Raw genomic sequence first — 18,666 nt, 5'->3', positions numbered from 1 at the left:
GGCTATAGTCGTAAAAAGCATAAGTAACCGCTTTTTCTTATTTGTCTGGCATAGCTACAGATCGTAACAATAGGGCTTTCAGGCAGAACAGAGGCAGACAGCGGTGAATTTTCAACAACTCAAAATTATACGTGAATCCGCGCGATGCAATTACAACCTGACCGAAGTCTCGAACATGTTGTTCACTTCTCAGTCAGGTGTCAGTCGTCATATTCGCGAGCTGGAAGATGAACTGGGCGTTGAGATTTTCATCCGTCGGGGCAAGCGTCTGCTGGGGCTGACAGAACCGGGCAAAGAGCTGCTGGCCGTGGCCGAGCGCATTCTCAACGAAGCGCAGAATATCCGCCGTCTGGCTGATGTGTTTTCGAAAGAAGACGCCGGCGTACTGACCATCGCCACCACGCACACGCAGGCGCGTTACAGTCTGCCCAAAGTGATCAAAGCCTTCCGCGCGATTTATCCGGGCGTACGGCTGGAACTTCATCAGGGCTCGCCGCAGGAAGTGCTGGCGATGTTGCTGAGCGGGCAGGCGGACGTGGCCATCGCCAGCGAAAAACTGATGAACGACCCTGCGGTGGCGGCGTTCCCGTATTACCGCTGGCATCATGCGATTGTGGTTCCGCAGGGCCATCCGCTGACGTTGCAGCATCCGGTCACGTTGCAGCATCTCAGCGAACAACCGCTGATCACCTACCGGCAGGGCATCACCGGGCGTTCCCGCCTGGATGAAGCCTTCAGCCGCGCGGCGCTGAGCGCGGATATCGTACTCAGCGCGCAGGATTCTGACGTGATTAAAACCTACGTCGAACTGGGATTAGGCGTGGGGATCCTGGCGGATAAAGCCTTTGAAGCTGCGCGCGATACCGGCCTTCAGCTGATTAACGCCGAGCATCTGTTCGAAGGCAACACCGTCTGGCTGGGGCTTAAAAAGGCGCAATTGCAGAGAAACTACGTCTGGCGGTTTATCGAATTGTGTAATCCGGGCTTATCGGTGAATGAGATCAAGGAGAAGGTGTTTGCGGTAGGGGATGAGCCGGTGATTGACTATCAGATTTGATGGTATGAGGCGTCATACGGGCGCCTGATAATTCAACTCTCAACTCTCAACTCTCAACTCTCAACTCTCAACTTCAAGACCTTGGGCTCGCCGCCCAAACTGGCCCAAAGGGCGCGTTAACGCGCGCGCCCTCTGGACACCCGTGCTCTTTAACTGCGCGCTATCGCTCGCTGGCTATGTTTCAGGTACCGCAGAGACAGGCTGGAAATCTTGCCGCTGCGCGGTGCCTTCATTTCGGGATTGCAGCCTCAGGTCTGCAACCTCTCATTCAGCAAGCTTTCTGAATCGCCCGCACGATCTCAAAATCAACGGCAGACTGTTTTTCATCTTTTAAAAAGGTTGACTGGCGTGACCAAAATTCAGCTGAACGGAGCGGCTTCGAGACCTGTGGCTCGAAGACCGAGAGAAGGAAGTGCGAAGCACCTGGATTTGCGCCATCCACTAATGCACCAGGACAAGTCCGTCGAGCCTGCGATAGCGCGCAGTGAAAGAGCCCGGGGGGGCTTGGGGGGTGGCGGCGATAGGCCGCCCCCCAAGTCGGTGTGGGCCGATGCCCACGGTGTTGAACTTTGGCCAGTTTGAGTGGCAACCCAAGATTTTGTCATCACTGCAAGTGAAAAATATTCTGAGGGAATAAAAAAACCGGTACTGAGACCGGTTTTTTCCGTCCGCTAAAAGCGAAACCTAGACGGCAGGCTTAGCAATCACATTGCGATTTTCCATGCGAACTTCCGCAATGTTTACGTCAATGATGTCACTCTGACGATAGGCGACTTCGCCTTTAATTAGCACGGTGCCGGTATCTGCACTGCATACCAGCTCGTCGCGTACGCTGTGCAGGAACGGAGCAGGGATGAACGCCACCGCGCCGATGTCTTGCAGGCGCACCCGCAGACCACCGCGGGTCACATCAATGATTTCAGCGCAGAATTTCACATCAGTACCGACTTTATCTTCCAGATAGCGCGCATACAGCCAGTCACCGACGTCGCGTTCGGCCATGCGGTTCGCCCGGCGGCGTTCGGCCAGCTGAACGGTCATGTCGTCCTGAGGTTTCTCAGCAGACTGTTGCAGGATCATCGCTTTCAGAAGACGGTGGTTCACCATGTCGCCGTATTTACGGATTGGTGATGTCCAGGTCGCGTAAGCTTCCAGTCCCAGGCCGTAATGCGGCCCCGGCGTGGTGCTGATTTCTGCGAAAGTCTGGAAACGACGGATGCGGCTGTCGAGGAACTGCGTTGGCAGCGCATCGAGTTTACGGCGCAGGGCGCAGAAACCGGGCAGCGTCAGCAGTTCTTCAGCATTGGCTTCAAGGTCATTGGCGGCAAGCACGGTAACCGCATTTTCAACCAGCAGCGGATCAAAACCGGTATGCACGTTGTAAACGCCAAAACCGAGGCTGTCGCGCAGGGCGATAGCGGCACAGACGTTGGCGGCAATCATGGATTCTTCAACGATGCGGTTAGCGATACGGCGGTGCTCAGCGACGATTTCCAGCACGTTGCCTTTTTCACCCAGTACGAAGCGGTAATCAGGACGATCTTTAAACACCAGCGCGTGTTCGGTGCGCCATGCACTGCGTACGTCACAGACGCGTTTCAGCAGACGGATTTGATCAGCAATCACATCGCTGGCCGGTTGCCATGCGCTTTTCTCATTGGCTTCCAGCCAGTCGGACACATCGTCGTAGGCCAGTTTGGCTTTTGATTCGATGGTGGCGGCGAAGAAACGAATATCACTGCCCAGTGCGCCATCGGTGCCCAGCGTAACAGAACACGCAAGAACAGGGCGGCTCACATCTGGCCACAGGGAGCAGATATCATCAGACAATTCACGCGGCAGCATCGGGATGTTAAAGCCCGGCAGGTAGTTAGTGAATGCGCGTTTTTTAGCAATATTGTCGAGTTCGCTGCCCTCACTGACGTAAGCCGTCGGGTCTGCAATCGCAATGGTCATCAGCAGGGTGCCGTCGCCGTTGTCTTTCACATACAGCGCGTCATCCATGTCCTGTGTACTGCCGCTGTCGATGGTCACAAATGGCAGGGCGGTCAGATCTTCGCGGGTCAGGCCTTCATCGCGCAGTTGTGCGATATCAGATTTTGGCGCTTCGCGTTCGAGATTATGACGGGCCAGCGTGACCCACCACGGCGCGAGATCATCAGTGCCGGTGGTGATCCATTCAGTGATTTCAGCCTGGAAGCTGTGATCGCCTTCTTTCAGCGGGTGGCGGCGCATTTCTGCCACACACCAGTCGCCGTCACTGACTTCGTGATTGATGTTGCGCGCAACGCGACACTGGATCGCATCACGTAATAAAGGATGGTCGGGGATGATAGAAAGACGGTCGTCTTTTTTCGTCACGCGGCCCACAAAACGGCTGAGGAAAGGTTCAACCAGTGTTTCCGGCTGGACGACTTCACGCTCTTTTTCGGTTTGCAGCGAGGCGATTACGCGGTCACCGTGCATGACTTTTTTCATGTACGGAGGCGGAATGAAATAGCTTTTTTGACCGTCTACTTCAAGAAAGCCAAAGCCTTTCTCAGTCCCTTTCACGATGCCTTCGACACGTGGAGTCTGAGAGTGAAGTTGCTGTTTTAGCTGCGCGAGCAGCGGGTTATCTTGAAACATATCGTCCAGAGAATTAGGGTTAATGTGGCTCGATTAGCGGCAGACAGTTTTACGCGATTCAGCCCCTGCGGGCAAGCGGCATCTGCCCCTTTTGCCTCATAACCCTGAAGCAAAAGGGGAGATTTACGGCGCATCCCGCAGAACGGGTTATGCGATACGTTGCAGGTCGACTTTTTGTTCGCAGCGACGGATTGTCACCGGAACGGCTTTAGAAGTTGGCGTGTGCGTCTGGTCACCAAAACTGGACATCGGGACCAGCGGATTGGTTTCCGGATAATAGGCGGCCAGATTGCCGCGCGGAATGTCGTAGCTGACCAGTTTAAACCCGGTCACCTTGCGCTCAATACCGTCGTTCCACAGCGTTTCGATTTCCACCAGTTCGCCGTCTTTCAGGCCCAGATCGGCCAGATCCTGCGGGTGAATGAACAGCACTTCGCGCTGGCCGTACACGCCACGATAACGGTCATCAAGGCCGTAAATCGTGGTGTTGTACTGATCGTGAGAGCGCAAAGTTTGCAACGTAAAGGGTGCATTCTGGTCACCCATTGGGATCAGCACGTCCGGCAACGGCGCAGCGCTGAAATTGGCTTTGCCGCTCAGGGTATTGAAGTTCAGCTCGGCAGCCGCATTCCCCAGATAGAAACCGCCTTTGATATCACAGCGCGCGTTGAAATCCTTGAATCCTGGGATTGTCGCTTCGATATGGTCGCGGATCAGGTTGTAATCGTCGGCCAGCGCCATCCAGTCCAGGTATTTGTCGCCCAGCACGGCGTTGGCGATACCACAGACAATTGCGGTTTCTGAACGCTGCTCTTTCGACAACGGAATCCCCACGCCTTCGGACGCATGCACCATGCTGAAAGAATCTTCCACGGTGATGAACTGCGAACCGGTCGCCTGCATATCCAGCTCGGTACGCCCCAGCGTTGGCAGGATCAGCGCTTCAGCGCCCGGCGTCAGGTGCGTGCGGTTCAGCTTGGTGCTGATTTGCACGGACAAATCCAGATTGCTCAGTGCCTGTTCGGTACGCGGCGTATCCGGCGCCGCTGCGGCCAGATTACCGCCGAGGCAAATCAGCACTTTGGCTTCATGACGCAGCATAGCTTCCAGCGCTTCAACGGTATTGTGGCCGGGAACGCGCGGTGGAGTGAATTTGAAGTGGCTTTCCATGGCATCGAGCAGGGCTTTCGGCGCTTTTTCGTCGATCCCCATTGTGCGGTTGCCCTGCACATTACTGTGACCACGCACCGGACACAAACCGGCACCCGGTTTACCCAGCTGACCGAACAGCAGTTGCAGGTTAGTGATTTCACGCACGGTCGGAACGGAATGTTTATGCTGCGTCACCCCCATCGCCCAGGTACAAATCACGCGTTCAGCATTCATATAAATCGCCGCGGCTTCGCGCAGGTCTTGCTCACTCAGGCCGGACTGTTCAGTGATTTTGTCCCAGCTGGTGTCATCGACGATAGCCAGATACTCGTCCACACCGGCGCAGTTTGCCGCAATAAATTCTTCATCAAACAGGGAAGGCTGGCCGGACGCAATGCGCTCGCGATGCGTCTGCAATAACGCTTTCACGATACCGCGCACGGCAGCCATGTCTCCGCCAAGATTCGGCTGGTAATAAGCAGAACTGATGCGACCGGCTTTCGGTGTGACCACTTCCAGCGGTTTTTGCGGATCGGCAAAACGTTCCAGACCCCGTTCACGCAGGGTATTGAAGCTGACGACTTTTGCGCCGCGGTCAGACGCATGACGCAGGCTGTGCAGCATACGCGGGTGGTTAGTGCCGGGGTTCTGGCCGAAAACAAAAATCGCATCCGCTTTTTCGAAATCATCCAGACGGATGGTGCCTTTACCGACGCCGATACTTTGTTTCAGACCCACGCCGCTGGCTTCGTGACACATATTCGAGCAGTCAGGGAAATTGTTGGTGCCGAACATACGGCCAAAGACCTGATAAAGGTAAGAAGCTTCGTTACTGGCGCGGCCGGAGGTATAGAAATCTGCCTGATCCGGGCTTTCAAGGCCTTTAAGATGGCTGGCGATCAGCGAAAATGCGGCGTCCCAGCTGATCGGTTCGTAATGGTCGGTGGTGCGGTTATAGCGCATCGGGTGGGTCAGGCGGCCCTGATATTCGAGGAAGTAATCGCTCTGCGCGCGCAGTTTGGTCACGCTGTGCTGGGCAAAAAATTCCGGCTCAACCGCTTTGCGGGTGGCTTCCCAGCTGACGGCTTTTGCTCCGTTTTCACAGAAACTGAACGTACTGTGGTTATCATCACCCCAGGCACAGCCCGGGCAGTCAAATCCGCGACCTTTGTTAACACGCATCAGGTTGCGCAGATTGGAAAGGACTTTTTTACTGTCGAAGACGAAACGGGTAGTGGATTCCAGTGCACCCCAGCCACCGGCCGCGCCGTGGTAGGGTTTGATCTCAGTTTTAAATTTCATAGTTATGCTTCGCAGGTGGTTTTTGTCTGGTCTGTAAACAATCAGAACGGTGAATTGTTAATCCGATTGTTAATTTTATGTCACAAGTTTAGGAGGGAGATGAAGCGGCGTCTAATCGAATGCCATGATGGTGTGATTAGATCTGTCTATTGCCCAAAAATCTGCACGAATAACGGATTTTGACCGGCAGAATGCGACGCGCGTTGTGATTATCACACGGAGTTAAAACAGCGGGTTGCGATAAGAAAGGGTGATGACGGCACCGTGTGAGGATTTTGGTCAAATTAAGATCAAGATGTAACAGAACCGTTTCACTATGAAATGGTTAGCAAAAGACTAAGGGTTTTTCTGAGCGACGATTTAGGGCACCCTATGCGGCAAATAATATTCCGTATTTTTTTATCTGCTGGCAGGTTTGCATTTTGCGCCTGCCGGTAAGGCGCGTTTAAGGATGATTCAGTGAAACGTAGTGTAATTAGTGTCCTCTCTTGTGTGTTGATGTTCTCCGCAGGCAGCGTTAAAGCTGTCGCTCCACTGGATTTCCCGGTTGTGCCACCGAGTATCGATGCCGCGTCCTTCGTGCTGATGGATTACGCCAGCGGTGATGTGCTGGCCGCCGGGAACCCGGACGACCGCCGCAACCCGGCAAGCCTGACCAAACTGATGACTGGTTATGTTATCGACCGCGCGCTGGACCACAAAAAAATCACCATGGACGACGTGGTGACCGTTCCTCAGGAAGCCTGGGTGGCCGGTAACAAAAGCCTCGAAGGTTCTTCGCTGATGTTCCTTAAACCGGGCGACCGCGTTTCCGTGCGTGATCTTATCCGCGGCATCATCATTACTTCCGGCAACGACGCGTGCGTGGCGATGGCGGATTACGTGGCCGGAAGCCAGGATTCCTTCGTCGGCATGATGAACCAGTACGTGGTCAGCATGGGCCTGACCAACACGCATTTCGAAACCGTACACGGTCTGGATGCGCCGGGGCAGTTCACCACCTCCTACGATCTGGCAAAACTTTCCCGTGCGATTATTGGCGGCGAGCCAGAGGAATACCGTATGTATGCGGAGAAATCGCTGACGTACGACAACATCACCCAACAGAACCGCAACGGCCTGTTGTGGGATAAAAACCTGCAAGTCGATGGCCTGAAAACCGGTCACACCGAAAGCGCCGGTTTCAACATTATCGCGTCCGCCACGCAGGGCGACCGTCGTCTGATTGCCGTCGTTATGGGCGGGAAAAGTGCAAAAGGGCGTGAAGAACAGGCACGTAAACTGCTGACCTGGGGCTTCCGTGAATACACCAGCAAGCAGATTTTCAAGGCGAATCAGACCGTTTCCAGCGAGCACGTCTGGTTCGGTGCGAATCCTCAGGTGAAAGTCGGTTCCCTGAGCGATGTGTTCATCAGCGTTCCGCAGTCTGACGCCGACAAACTGAAAGCGCAGTACGTGCTGACCAATCCGCAGATTGACGCGCCGCTGAAAAAAGGCCAGGAACTGGGCAGCATTAATATCGTGGATAACGGTAAAGTCATCAAAACCGTGCCGCTGGTGGCGCTGGAAGACGTGGCGCAGGGCGGGATCATCAGCCGTGCCATTGACTACGTGAAACTGAAAATCTAAGTTCTGCTCCTTCCCCTCTCACGAGGGGAAGGTTGGGATGGGGGTGGGTTTACCCCTTGCTAATAAAATTCCTCATAGCTTCACATCAAACTTTCCGGCCTGATAATCCAGAATGGCCTGATTAATTTCCTGCACCGTATTCATTACAAACGGGCCGTGAGAAACCACCGGTTCATTGATTTTATCGGCGTGCCCGAACAGGAATGTGGCGTCATCGGTTGCGGTGATCGTCACGCGGTCATCGCTGTTATCCAGTTCAATCAGATGCCAGGCCTGCGCCAGAATATCATCAATTTTCAGCCGTCCTTTCACCGTATACAGGAAGACCTGTCGTGCCGCTGGCGCATGCAATGTTACTTCGCTACCCGCGCTCATCTGAACGGTCATCAGGGTGACATCGGTCAGTGATTTTATCGGGCCGGTTACGCCTGCAACGCTGCCGGAAATCAGGCTGATTTCGCCGTGTCCTCTGCTCAGCGGAATTTGCGGGATGTCTTGTGCCTGTAAACCGACATAACCCGGCGGCGTCATTTTCAGCTGTGACGGCAAATTCACCCAAAGTTGCAGGATTTCCAGTTCACCGCCGTGGCGTTTGAACGCTTCCGGTGACAGTTCAGAGTGAATCAGACCCGAACCGGCTGTCATCCACTGCACGCCGCCGGTGCCGATAATACTTTCATGGCCACCGGTGTCGCTGTGCGCCAGTTCGCCGCGCAGGATAAACGTGACCGTTTCAAATCCGCGATGCGGATGCGGGCCGAACGGTAAACCAAGATTATCCGGTGCATAAACCTGCGGTCCGTGATGATTGAGAAACAGGAAAGGGTCGAGCTGCTCGAGTTCCGGCCCCGGAACCGGACGGCGGGTTTGCAGATCGCGGATATCATCACGATAGGCTTTGTATTGCTTAACAATTTTTCGGGTCATGGCGAGGTTTCCGTTAAAACACTGGATAATAACGAAGACTAGCGGGTTCAGCGGAGGTTGTCACAGCTGATTGTTAACAAGGTGTAATTTGCGCTGAAACGGTACACAAAACGCAGGCGGCTGGCTCACAACCGCCCGGAAACGCAGTCCTGATGTCAGAAAACTTTCGACGAGAAATCCGTTTTCACTTCGCTTTCTATGTAGGTGTTCAGCCCCCAACCGGCGCGGGCGAGCTCTTTCATTTTTTCGAGATGTTCCGGCCCGGGATGGCGGATATCGTAGAGATAAACGTGATTGTTTTTGAAGCGGACTTTGATCGAGTTGGCATCAATCTGGAAGCTGACAACCTGTGAATCACCACTTTTGTTCGCGTAATTTTCCATGCTGCATCCTGTTAGCTGAGCCTGATGACGGGCGACGTCTTCTATTAACCACGTCTGAATTTTCCGTACAGGGCGGCAGTTCACAGTTTGCGAAACAGAGGGAAAACACGGCTTATCAGTGTGTTATAGCGCACAAAGAGAGAAGGCAAAAATGCAAACACCGGCACGAAGCCGGTGTTTATGAAGGTACGGTAGAAACCGCGTGACGCTATTTCAGCAGGAAAGAATGGTCAAAGGTGCCGGTGACATTCAGCGCGACCGGCAACAGCCCCTGTGCATGATAGAAATCGGCAGTCTGCTGTTGCTGCGTTTCCGTGTCAGCGTCGATGGGTTGCCAGTAGGATTTACGACGTTCAAACGACAGCTTCGCCGCGTCCAGCGGGAAGCCAATAATCTTCGCCAGCTTTTCGCTGTAGGCATCCAGATTTTTATACGCCCAGATCTGCGCGTCGCTCAGCCGTTGCAGGTAATCCGCAATCGCCTGACGTTTACCCTGATCTTTAAGCGCCGTGTCAGTCGCTGCAAGGAAACTGTTCCCTGACCACAAACCGCGCCCGTTCACCAGCACACGCAGATGATCCTGCGTTTCAGCAAATGCGGTGTAGGGTTCCCACGTCGCCCACACATCTACGGAACCCTGCGTCAGCGCCAGTTTCGCATCGCTCGGCGGGAGAAAACGGAACGTGACATCTTTGGCGCTCAGCCCGGCGGAGGCCAGCGCTTTCAGCGCCACGAAATGCCCGATAGAGCCGCGGTTGGTGGCGATGCTTTTGCCTTTCAAATCCGCCGCCGATTTAATCGGGCTGTCGGCTTTCACCAGCAACGCGGTGCCGTAAGCGTCAGATTTGTCGACGGCGATCGCTTTCACCTGCGCGCCCGCCGCTTCGGCAAACAGCAGCGGCGCATCGCCAATAATGCCGACATCCACGGCCTGGGCATTCAGGGCTTCCGCCAGCGGGGCGGCGGCGGGAAATTCTGACCATTCAATTTTGTAGGGCAGATTGTCCAGTTTATTCGCCGCTTCCAGCTGTGCCCGCATATTCCCTTTCTGATCGGCAACGCGCAGGGTGATTTGTTCGGCGCTGGCAGCAAACGTGCCACTGATAAGCGTTGCCAGCAGCAGGAGACTTTTCACATTCACTCGCATCAGGGTTCCTTATACCAGCGTGGTTGCGTCGGTTTTATTGTGTGCCTGCCGTGCAGCGATTTTCTGCTTTGTCAGCGGGATCAGGCTTTTGCCGTATTCAACGGCATCATTAAGCGGATCAAAACCGCGGATCAGGAACGTGGTGATCCCCAGATCGTAATATTTCAGCAGCGCATCGGAAACCTGTTCCGGTGTGCCGACCAGTGCGGTCGAGTTAGAACCGCCGCCAATCAGCCCGGCGATACCGGTCCACAGGCAGGAATCCAGACGGTCGCCTTGTGCCACGGCTTTCAGTAAACGCTGCGCACCCACGCTTTGCGGTTTGGGTGCCAGCGCCGTCCCTTTTTCCGCCTGCTGCGCGGTGGCTTTCGTCAGAATTTCATCCGCCTTTGCCCAGGCTTCTTCTTCGGTATTGCCCAGAATCGGGCGGAAAGAAATGCTGAAATCAATCTCACGCTGATGTCTGGCCGCAGAGGCTTTCACCGCCTCAACAGTTTCCCTTGCGCTGTCCAGCGGTTCGCCCCACAGCGCAAAAACATCGGCCTGTTTACCGGCTACGCGGATGGCGTCGTCAGACGAACCACCGAAAAAGACCGGTAAGCGATTTTGGAAAGGTTTGATGGCGGAGAAGGCGTTTTCCGCCTGATAAAACTCGCCCTGGTGGTTGTAGCCTTTTTCCGAATACCAGCTCTGTTTCAGCACATCGATGTATTCGTCGGTGCGGCGGTAGCGGGAATCTTTCGGCTCGAAATCGCCGTCACGTTTTTGCTCAGCATCGCTGCCGCCGCTGATGATGTGTACCGCCAGACGGCCATCGAGCAGATGATCGAGCGTCGCCAGTTTACGGGCAGCCAGCGTCGGTGCGACAAAACCGGGACGATGCGCCAGCAGGAAATGAATGCGCGAAGTGCTGGCACCGGCATGGGCGGTCACCAGAAATGCGTCGGGTTGGTCAGAAGCGTATGCCACCAGAATGCGGTCAAAACCGGCGTTTTCATGGGCACGGGCGAAATCCGCGATGTATTGCTTATCAAAAATCGGGCCGGTCGGCGGGATGATTTCAGATGCCAGACGATGGCCGATCATACCAATAAATTGCACGCTCACGGGCTGTCACTCCTCGGGTCAGAGGCCAGCGGGATGGTGGCTGCGCTGGCAGGAGTTATCACCATAAACGGGATGCTACTATGTTAAAAATTAATTATATGGATAAGCTAATATAAAAAATGTGCATTGTATGGGGCTGGGCTTTAGCTGTGGGCATGAGTCAAGACCGTGGGTTCGCCGCCCAAACTGGCAAAACCTTGGGTTGCCACCCAAACCGGCCTCAGGCCAAAATCAAGACCTTGGGCTCGCCGCCCAAACTGGCCCAAAGGGCGCGTTAACGCGCGCGCCCTCTGGACACCCGCGCTTTTTAACTGCGCGCTACCGCTCGCTGGCTATTTTCCAGCGGCTCCGGCTAGTGCCGCAAACGCCGCCGCTGCGCGGTACTCTCATTTCGGATTCGAACCTGCTCGAAAAAAGACTCTCGCTGTTTCTCATCACTCATTCGACGTCGTTTTGAAAGCGGCCAGAGACTTTTTAGTTCGTAACCTTACTGCTGATTGTTATTTAAAAAATGCCGCTAAATTTGGATAAGCCTCCGGCCGCTTTCAGAAAACTTGCCGAACGAAGTGTTTCGAGACTAATGGCTCGAAACCGAGTGAGGGAACCGCATAGCGGCAACTTTTCGCGGCAATAACAATAGTTGCTGAAACATAGCCAGCGAGCGGTAGCGCGCAGTGAAAGAGCCCGGGGTTCTCAGGGGTGGCGGCGATAAGCCACCCCTGAGGCCGGTTTGGGTGGCAACCCAAGGTTTAGAATTTGGAATTAAGGCCCGTTTGGGCGGCAATCCCAAGATCCAGCCCCTCTGCCACTGCCGCCGCAAACGCATCAATCGCCGGAACCTGACTCGCCGGGACATTCGGATACACCAGCCACAACTGGCTTCGCGGGGCGAAATCTTTCAGGGCGTAAATTTCAAGCTCATCGCGCAGCGGATGGCGTTCGACCAGCGGTTTAGGCATCAGGCCGAGCCCGCGACCTTCTGCGATCAGCGATAACTGGAGCGTGGTACCAAAGGCTTCGAGATTGATGAGCAGCGGCAAACCCTGCTCAGTCAGTGCGCGTTGCAGGGCGGCGCGAAAACCGCAGCCTTCGGGATTGAGGATCCAGCCGCGCTGATAACAATCTTCCAGCCGCTGCGGCAGGGTGCCGGTGGTTTTCGGGCCGACAACCACCAGGTCAACCGCGCCGAGTGGCTGGTTTTCCACGCCCTCGGGGAATTGCTTGCTGGCCGGAAACAGCACCACGGCAGCTTCCAGTTCCTGACGCTGAATGCGTAACAGCAACTCCTCGCCCCAGCCGCTGGACAGGCGCGGCTGAATATCCGGGAACTGCGCGGAGAGGCTCTTCAGCGCGGGAAGCAGACTGCCTTCGCTCAGGCTTTGTGGCACGGCGAGGCGTAAAAGACCGGAAGGCGGGCTGTCGGCGGCGACCAGATCGTTGAGCGCATCCACTTCACGCAGAATATGACGGCACTGCTGATAAACGCGGTTGCCCATCAGCGTCGGTTTCAGGGGTTTGGTCTGGCGGTTAAGCAGCGGAATACCCAGCGACTCTTCGAAATTCTGCACCCGGCGGGTAATTGCCGGCTGCGTCAGCCCCAGCTCATCAGCTGCAAGTCGCGTTGACTGCAACCGGATAACCGCCACAAAAGCGGTCAAATCTTCAATTTTCATCGGGACTCAGTATCAGAAAGTAAACGTTGTGCGTCTCCACAGGATAAAACAATTCCACCGGTGACGCTGGATCCCACCGCACATTTTTATGTGTGAATTGCATATTAGCTTATCCATAAAATGCATTTTGCTTGAGTTTGACCGGTGTTAGCCTGAGAGAAATCAGGATCGCTTATAGATGAAAGAGGTGAAGGTATGGTGGCTTTACAGGTGGCACCGCTGCGGCAGTTTCTGGCGGATTTTACCCGGCTGGTGCAGGAGCCTCACGGGCAGACCGAAATACTGGCGCAGGGCAGTGCGTTGCTGGAAAAGCTCGTCAGCACTGACGGCTGGCTGCCGGAGGACACCGCGCAGCCGCATGCTGAGCATTATCAGCAATACCTGTTGTATGCCGATCCGCTTTCACGTTTTTCCGTTGTCAGTTTTGTCTGGGGACCGGGGCAGAAAACGCCGGTGCACGATCACCGCGTCTGGGGGCTGATTGGCATGCTGCGCGGCGGGGAAACCAGCCAGAACTATGTCCGCCACAGCGACGGCAGTTTGCATCCTGAAGGCGCTGCCGTGACGTTACAGCCAGGCAATGTGGAAAAAATCGCGCCGGATTTGCTCGATATTCATCAGGTCAGCAACCTGTATGACGACAGGGTTTCAGTCAGTATTCACGTCTACGGCGGCAATATCGGTGCGGTGTCGCGGGCGGTTTATCTGCCGGACGGCACCGAGAAAACCTTCATCTCCGGTTATTCCAATTCGCACATTCCCAATATCTGGGATCTGTCAAAAGAGAACACTCATGTCTGAATCTCATCCGTTACCTCTGCGTCATTTTTCACAACTGCATCAGGCCCTGCGTGACGGGCAGGAAGTGGCTCTGGTTGATCTGCGTGAAGAAGGGGCGTTTGCCACCGGGCATCCGCTGTTTGCCGCCAATCTGGCGCTGTCCAAACTGGAACTGGAAGTGCCGGACCGCATTCCTAACCAGCAGACCGCCATCACGCTCTACGATAACGGCGAGTTTTATGACGAACGCCGCGGGGAACGTAAAACCACGCGCGCGGCGGCGTTGCTGAAATCGCTGGGTTACCGGGATATCGCGGTACTGGCGGGGGATCTGGCAGGCTGGAAAGAAGCGGGCGGTGAGATTTTTATTGATGTGAATGTGCCGAGTAAGGCGTTTGGTGAATGGGTTGAACATCATTATAAAACTCCGTCTCTGACGGCTAATGAAGTTCAGGCGTTACAGGAAAAGGGCGCGAATGTGGCGGTGCTGGATGTGCGCCGGTTCGATGAGTTTCAGGCGATGAGTATTCCCGGTGGCGTGAGCGTGCCGGGCGGAGAACTGGCGCTGCGTTTACGCGACGTGGTGCCTGATAAAAAAACGCAAATCATCATCAACTGCGCCGGTCGTACCCGCAGCATTATCGGTACGCAATCGCTGATCAATGCCGGATTCACGCAGCCGGTTGCGGCATTGCGTAACGGCACCATTGGCTGGACGCTGGCGGGACAAACGCTGGCGCATCAGGAACACGCCCATTATCCGGCGCTGAGCGAAGATTCCCGCCGCATTGCCCTGAAAGGCGCGCAGGCGCTGGCAATTCGTGCGGGCGTGCGCTCGGTGACATTGTCACAAATTCATGAATGGCAGCAGGATCCGCAGCGGACGTTGTATTTGTTTGATGTCCGCACAGCGGAAGAGTACCGTGCCGGTCATCTCACCGGCGCGCGGCATGTTCCGGGCGGTCAGCTGGTTCAGGAAACCGATCATTATGCAACAGTGCGCGGCGCGCGCGTCGTTCTGGCCGACAGCGACGGCGTGCGCGCCCGGATGGCGGCTTCCTGGCTGGCGCAGATGAACTGGGAAGTGTACGTCGCGGAATTCAAAGAAGAAGATTTCGCAGAACAGGGCGACTGGAAAGCACAGGTTGCACCTGCGCCTGCTGTGGAATCCGTCACGCCGGAACAGCTGCGACACTGGCTGGCAGAAGGCAGTACGGGCGTGGTTGACCTCACCACCAGCGCGAACTTCCGTAATCGCCGAATTCCCGGCGCAGTCTGGACGACGCGGGGCAATATTCCGCAGGTCATTGCCGCACAGCCGGAGAAAACGCGCTGGGTTGTGACCTGCACAAGCGGTTTGCTGGCGCGTTACGCTGTCACGGAAGTCGCGGCGCTGACTGGTAAAGAGACGTATTTGCTGGAAAAGGGCACGGTCGGCTGGATTAACGCCGGAGAATCACTGGAGCGCGGCGAGTCGGTATATCTGGAGAACGCGCAAGATCGCTATCAGCGTCCGTATGAAGGCACGGCGGTGAGCGCGCAGGCGATGCAGGATTATCTGGACTGGGAATACGGTCTGGTGGCGCAGCTGGAAAAAGACGGGAGTCACGGTTTTCAGTTGTTGAAGTAAAAGCGGTTAACGCGATGTTCTGAGCTGACCCTCTGCGTAATACACGAAGAGGGTCAGTTTGTTCTTAACGACGGCCGCGCGGATGGGTGCGGGCAGTCCAGTCATAGGTCGCTGAGGTGCTTGGAACCGCTTTATTGCGGCGTTTTTCAGCACGCGCACGCGCGGCCACTTTCTCTTTCTCTTCCATCAGCTTGTCGATGTAGTCATCTTTAATCCGGTTGTTTTCCGAATTAGTCAACTCACGGCCCTGAGCTTTGCGGGCTTTGTCGAGCAACGTTTTCAGCTCGCGTTGTTCGCTTTCCGTCATATCTTGTTGTGTCAGTCTTTTCATCATTACTGCGTCCTGAGAGGAAAGTGGCTACCAGTGTAGTCGAATTACGGGCAGGCGTCGCTGCAAACTGGCGCGTGCGCGTTACCAAACCCTGTAGTAGTGGGCAATCATCACATTGCGACAAATAACGATAATCATTATCATCTCAGCCTTTGTGACGGTTTTTGAGGTGTTATGCGTAAGTTCACACAGTCTCTGCTGGTTTCCTGCCTGTTGTTATCCGGCCTGGCGCAGGCCAGAACCGTGACCGATATTTCTAACCGGACGGTCACCGTACCGGATAATCCGCAGCGGATCGTGGTGGGCGAAAGCCGTATGTTGTATACGCTGGCGCTGGTGCAGGACGGAAACCCCGCGCAGCACGTGATTGGCTGGCCGGGCGACATGGCGCAGCTCGATGCGCAAAGCTGGGCGATGTACGTAAAAGCTTTTCCGGAAATCGCCACCATCCCGCTGCTCGGGCAAAACAACTATACGCAGCTGAATGCGGAGAAGGTGATTGCGCTGAAACCCGATCTGGTGATTTTGCCGGTGTATGCGAAGAAACAAACCGACCGCGATCAGATGGAAATCACGCTGACTAATGCGGGGATCCCGGTGATCTACGTCGATCTGCGCGTGGATCAACTGCATAACACGATCCCCAGCGTAAAGTTGCTGGGCGACGTGCTGAATCATCCGCAGAAAGCGGCGCGCTTTATCACTTTTTATCAGCAGCATATGGATCGCGTTCGTGAACGCATTGCGGCGTATCAGGGCAAAAGACAGACTGTGATGCTGCAATTGCATCTGGGTCGCCGTGAAGGATGCTGCACCACGGTTTCTCACGGCAATCTTGCCGATCTGCTGGCGTTTGCCGGCGGGGATAACATCGCCAAAGGTGCTTTTGGTAGCGTATACGGAGATCTGAACGCAGAGAAAGTGATTATGGCCAACCCGGATGTGTATATCACCACGGGCATGGCGGGACCGGAAGGAAAAAGAGTGTCCAACCTGATGCTGGGGCCACAGGTCACGCAACAGGAAGCGGAGCAAAGTTTCCGGCAGATTATGGATAAGCAGCCGGTGCTTTCGACGCTGAAAGCCGTGCGCGAAGGGCGGGCGTACAGTGTCTGGCATAATTTCTATCTCAGCCCGTATCACATGGTCGCCGTCGAAGTGTTTGCCAAAACTTTGTATCCGCAGCTGTTTAAAGATGTCGACCCGCAGGAAACCATGAAAGAACTGTATACGCAGTTTCTGCCGGTTCCGTTCAGCGGCACCTACTGGAGTCAGTTGCCACCGGCGAAATAATTCTTCCACATCATCCTTTCGGACAGGCAATAAAAAACCGGCACAATCGCGTGCCGGTTTTTGTTTATCGGGCCAATGCTGTAATCAGAAATCCGCCGTTGCAGGGGAGGTAAACCGGCATTACTCGACGGTGGAATATTTCACGTAATGGTTTGAGCAGTTGAAGTGCGCCACATAACCCAGCGTGCCGTTCGGCCCTTTGGCGCTGAAAGGAATGTGGTAAGTGCCTTTGTCTTCTTTGACGTCATCGCTGATGAAATTCAACACCGGCACGGAGGTGCCCATATTGTCTTTATCGTTGCCCCAGTTGGGAATGCGGTTTTGCATGTAATCGCGGGTCACAGTGTCGATGGCGTTATCTTTGGTGATGGTGCTGCATGCGCCTTCAGTCGTGCGCTGCATCCACCACGGATACACATAGACCGAGCCCAACATCAGCACCATCAGGGCAAAAATGACGGAAATGATCCCGATTAAAACGACTTTACTCATAGTGCTGCGACTCCTGAAAATTCTCAGTCAAATCAGAGTTGCCGGGGCATTAGGGGTCAGCCCGGGCACGAAAGCGCGTATGTTACGCCACTTCGCCGGAAGAGGTTAAGTATTATAAGCCCTTCTGTTGCATCTGGTTACAGAAGCCGGTTCCGCCGCAGGGTCTGCGATGATAGCCTTTTGAATACATTTAACGTTTGCACAAGGAGTAAGACATGAGTCAGCAACCTGTAGTCGCGGTGCTCGGTTTGGGGGCGATGGGACATGCATTTGCCACCAATCTGATTAAAAAAGGTTTCACCACCCGCGTGTGGAACCGGACAGCATCGCGTGGTGACGATCTGGTGAAGGCGGGCGCGCAACGCGGCCTCACACCGCGTGAAACCGCAGAAGGTGCCGATGTGGTGATTACCATGTTATCGGACGGCAAAACGTCTCTCGAAGTTTATCAGGGTGATAACGGGCTTCTGGCCGGGCTGAAGCAGGGCGGGATTATCGCGCAAATGGGAACGCTGGGCGTCGATGCCACTGAATCGCTGATTGCGCTCATTAAAGAACAGCGTCCGGACGTGCTGTTCTTTGATGCGCCGGTTTCGGGTACCAAAGCGCCCGCCGAACAGGCGCAAATTGTGGTGCTGGCCAGCGGTGATCGTGAGGCGGGCGCAGCTGTTGAACCGGTGTTTGCCGCCATTTCGAAAGCCACTAAATGGCTGGGTGAAGCCGGTCGCGCGTCTAAAATGAAACTGGTGGTTAACGCGTGGCTGATTGCCATGATGGAAGGCATCGCCGAAAGTACCCAACTGGCCGAAGAACTGGGCTTTACGCCGGATGACCTGTGGGGCGTGCTCGACGGCGGTCCGCTGGCGGCGCCTTACATCAAAGGCAAAATGGCGATGTTCAAAAGCGGCGATTACACCCCGCAGATGCAGCTGACCTGGGCGCTGAAAGATATCAATCTGGCGATTGATGCGGGCAGTAAGCTCGAGTTGCCTGTAATGAAACGCATCAGTGAAACCTGGCAGGCCGCCGTGGATGGCGGTTATGGCGATCAGGATCTGGCGGTGGTTTACCGTTATCTCGGTTCCCGCTGACCGGCGCAGCCCACGGACGGGCGCGTTATAACCGGTTAATATCC

Annotated in this window: 15 protein-coding genes; 6 read left to right on the top strand and 9 right to left on the bottom strand. The window is 55.1% G+C overall.

Going from position 1 to position 18,666, the window contains the following annotated elements:
• Window positions 1-103: 103 nt before the first annotated feature.
• Window positions 104-1,057, top strand: a complete 954-nt coding sequence (cbl, locus tag M2403_RS06595; RefSeq protein ID WP_152326262.1) for an HTH-type transcriptional regulator Cbl — start codon at window positions 104-106, stop codon at window positions 1,055-1,057.
• Between the two features lie 684 nt (window positions 1,058-1,741).
• Here cbl and M2403_RS06590 read toward each other — a convergent pair.
• Both M2403_RS06590 and M2403_RS06585 read right to left on the bottom strand, forming a co-directional pair.
• Window positions 1,742-3,685, bottom strand: a complete 1,944-nt coding sequence (locus M2403_RS06590) for an exoribonuclease II (RefSeq protein WP_217152301.1) — start codon at window positions 3,683-3,685, stop codon at window positions 1,742-1,744.
• 147 nt (window positions 3,686-3,832) lie between these two features.
• Window positions 3,833-6,139, bottom strand: coding sequence for an FdhF/YdeP family oxidoreductase (locus M2403_RS06585; protein WP_165057589.1), 2,307 nt, complete (start codon window positions 6,137-6,139; stop codon window positions 3,833-3,835).
• Window positions 6,140-6,598: 459 nt separating this feature from the next.
• On the opposite strand from M2403_RS06585, the gene M2403_RS06580 reads away from it, so the two are divergent.
• A complete protein-coding gene (locus M2403_RS06580) occupies window positions 6,599-7,768 on the top strand; it encodes a serine hydrolase (protein ID WP_152326259.1) in 1,170 nt (389 codons plus the stop codon).
• A gap of 72 nt (window positions 7,769-7,840) precedes the next feature.
• Here M2403_RS06580 and M2403_RS06575 read toward each other — a convergent pair whose 3' ends face one another.
• The 5 genes from M2403_RS06575 to M2403_RS06555 form a co-directional block, all read right to left on the bottom strand.
• The gene (locus M2403_RS06575) at window positions 7,841-8,695 is read right to left on the bottom strand and encodes a pirin family protein (protein ID WP_152326258.1); all 855 of its coding nucleotides are present in this window, start codon (window positions 8,693-8,695) and stop codon (window positions 7,841-7,843) included.
• Window positions 8,696-8,850: 155 nt separating this feature from the next.
• Window positions 8,851-9,078 (bottom strand): hypothetical protein, encoded by a 228-nt coding sequence (locus M2403_RS06570; protein WP_015697366.1) that lies wholly within the window; start codon window positions 9,076-9,078, stop codon window positions 8,851-8,853.
• Window positions 9,079-9,286: 208 nt separating this feature from the next.
• Window positions 9,287-10,225, bottom strand: coding sequence for an ABC transporter substrate-binding protein (locus tag M2403_RS06565; RefSeq protein WP_152326257.1), 939 nt, complete (start codon window positions 10,223-10,225; stop codon window positions 9,287-9,289).
• A 9-nt stretch (window positions 10,226-10,234) separates the two neighbouring features.
• Window positions 10,235-11,332, bottom strand: coding sequence for an LLM class flavin-dependent oxidoreductase (locus tag M2403_RS06560; protein ID WP_152326256.1), 1,098 nt, complete (start codon window positions 11,330-11,332; stop codon window positions 10,235-10,237).
• Between the two features lie 749 nt (window positions 11,333-12,081).
• Entirely contained in the window at window positions 12,082-13,005 is a 924-nt protein-coding gene (locus M2403_RS06555) for a LysR family transcriptional regulator (RefSeq protein ID WP_259228784.1), read from the bottom strand.
• 195 nt (window positions 13,006-13,200) lie between these two features.
• On the opposite strand from M2403_RS06555, the gene M2403_RS06550 reads away from it, so the two are divergent.
• Window positions 13,201-13,806 carry a cysteine dioxygenase gene (locus M2403_RS06550; protein ID WP_259228783.1) on the top strand — a complete coding sequence of 202 codons (606 nt, stop codon included), beginning with the start codon at window positions 13,201-13,203 and terminating at the stop codon, window positions 13,804-13,806.
• Window positions 13,799-15,415: a rhodanese-like domain-containing protein gene (locus M2403_RS06545; protein WP_259228782.1), complete on the top strand. Its 1,617-nt coding sequence runs from the start codon at window positions 13,799-13,801 to the stop codon at window positions 15,413-15,415. The genes M2403_RS06550 and M2403_RS06545 overlap by 8 nt, the downstream gene beginning before the upstream one ends.
• A 64-nt stretch (window positions 15,416-15,479) precedes the next feature.
• Here M2403_RS06545 and M2403_RS06540 read toward each other — a convergent pair whose 3' ends face one another.
• Window positions 15,480-15,746: a DUF3811 domain-containing protein gene (locus M2403_RS06540; protein WP_095922033.1), complete on the bottom strand. Its 267-nt coding sequence runs from the start codon at window positions 15,744-15,746 to the stop codon at window positions 15,480-15,482.
• A 174-nt stretch (window positions 15,747-15,920) separates the two neighbouring features.
• Between M2403_RS06540 and M2403_RS06535 the strand changes: the two genes are divergently transcribed.
• Window positions 15,921-17,039 carry an ABC transporter substrate-binding protein gene (locus M2403_RS06535; RefSeq protein ID WP_259228781.1) on the top strand — a complete coding sequence of 373 codons (1,119 nt, stop codon included), beginning with the start codon at window positions 15,921-15,923 and terminating at the stop codon, window positions 17,037-17,039.
• A gap of 120 nt (window positions 17,040-17,159) precedes the next feature.
• Here M2403_RS06535 and M2403_RS06530 read toward each other — a convergent pair whose 3' ends face one another.
• Complete coding sequence (locus tag M2403_RS06530; RefSeq protein ID WP_104922019.1) at window positions 17,160-17,531, bottom strand: protein YebF; 372 nt, start codon at window positions 17,529-17,531, stop codon at window positions 17,160-17,162.
• A gap of 215 nt (window positions 17,532-17,746) precedes the next feature.
• On the opposite strand from M2403_RS06530, the gene M2403_RS06525 reads away from it, so the two are divergent.
• On the top strand, window positions 17,747-18,622 hold the full coding sequence (locus M2403_RS06525; RefSeq protein ID WP_259228780.1) for an NAD(P)-dependent oxidoreductase: 876 nt from the start codon (window positions 17,747-17,749) through the stop codon (window positions 18,620-18,622).
• Window positions 18,623-18,666 lie beyond the last annotated feature (44 nt).

The organism is Rahnella sp. BIGb0603 (assembly GCF_024808755.1).
Classification (GTDB): Bacteria; Pseudomonadota; Gammaproteobacteria; order Enterobacterales; family Enterobacteriaceae; genus Rahnella; species Rahnella contaminans.
This window is presented reverse-complemented; position numbering and strand designations above follow the sequence as displayed.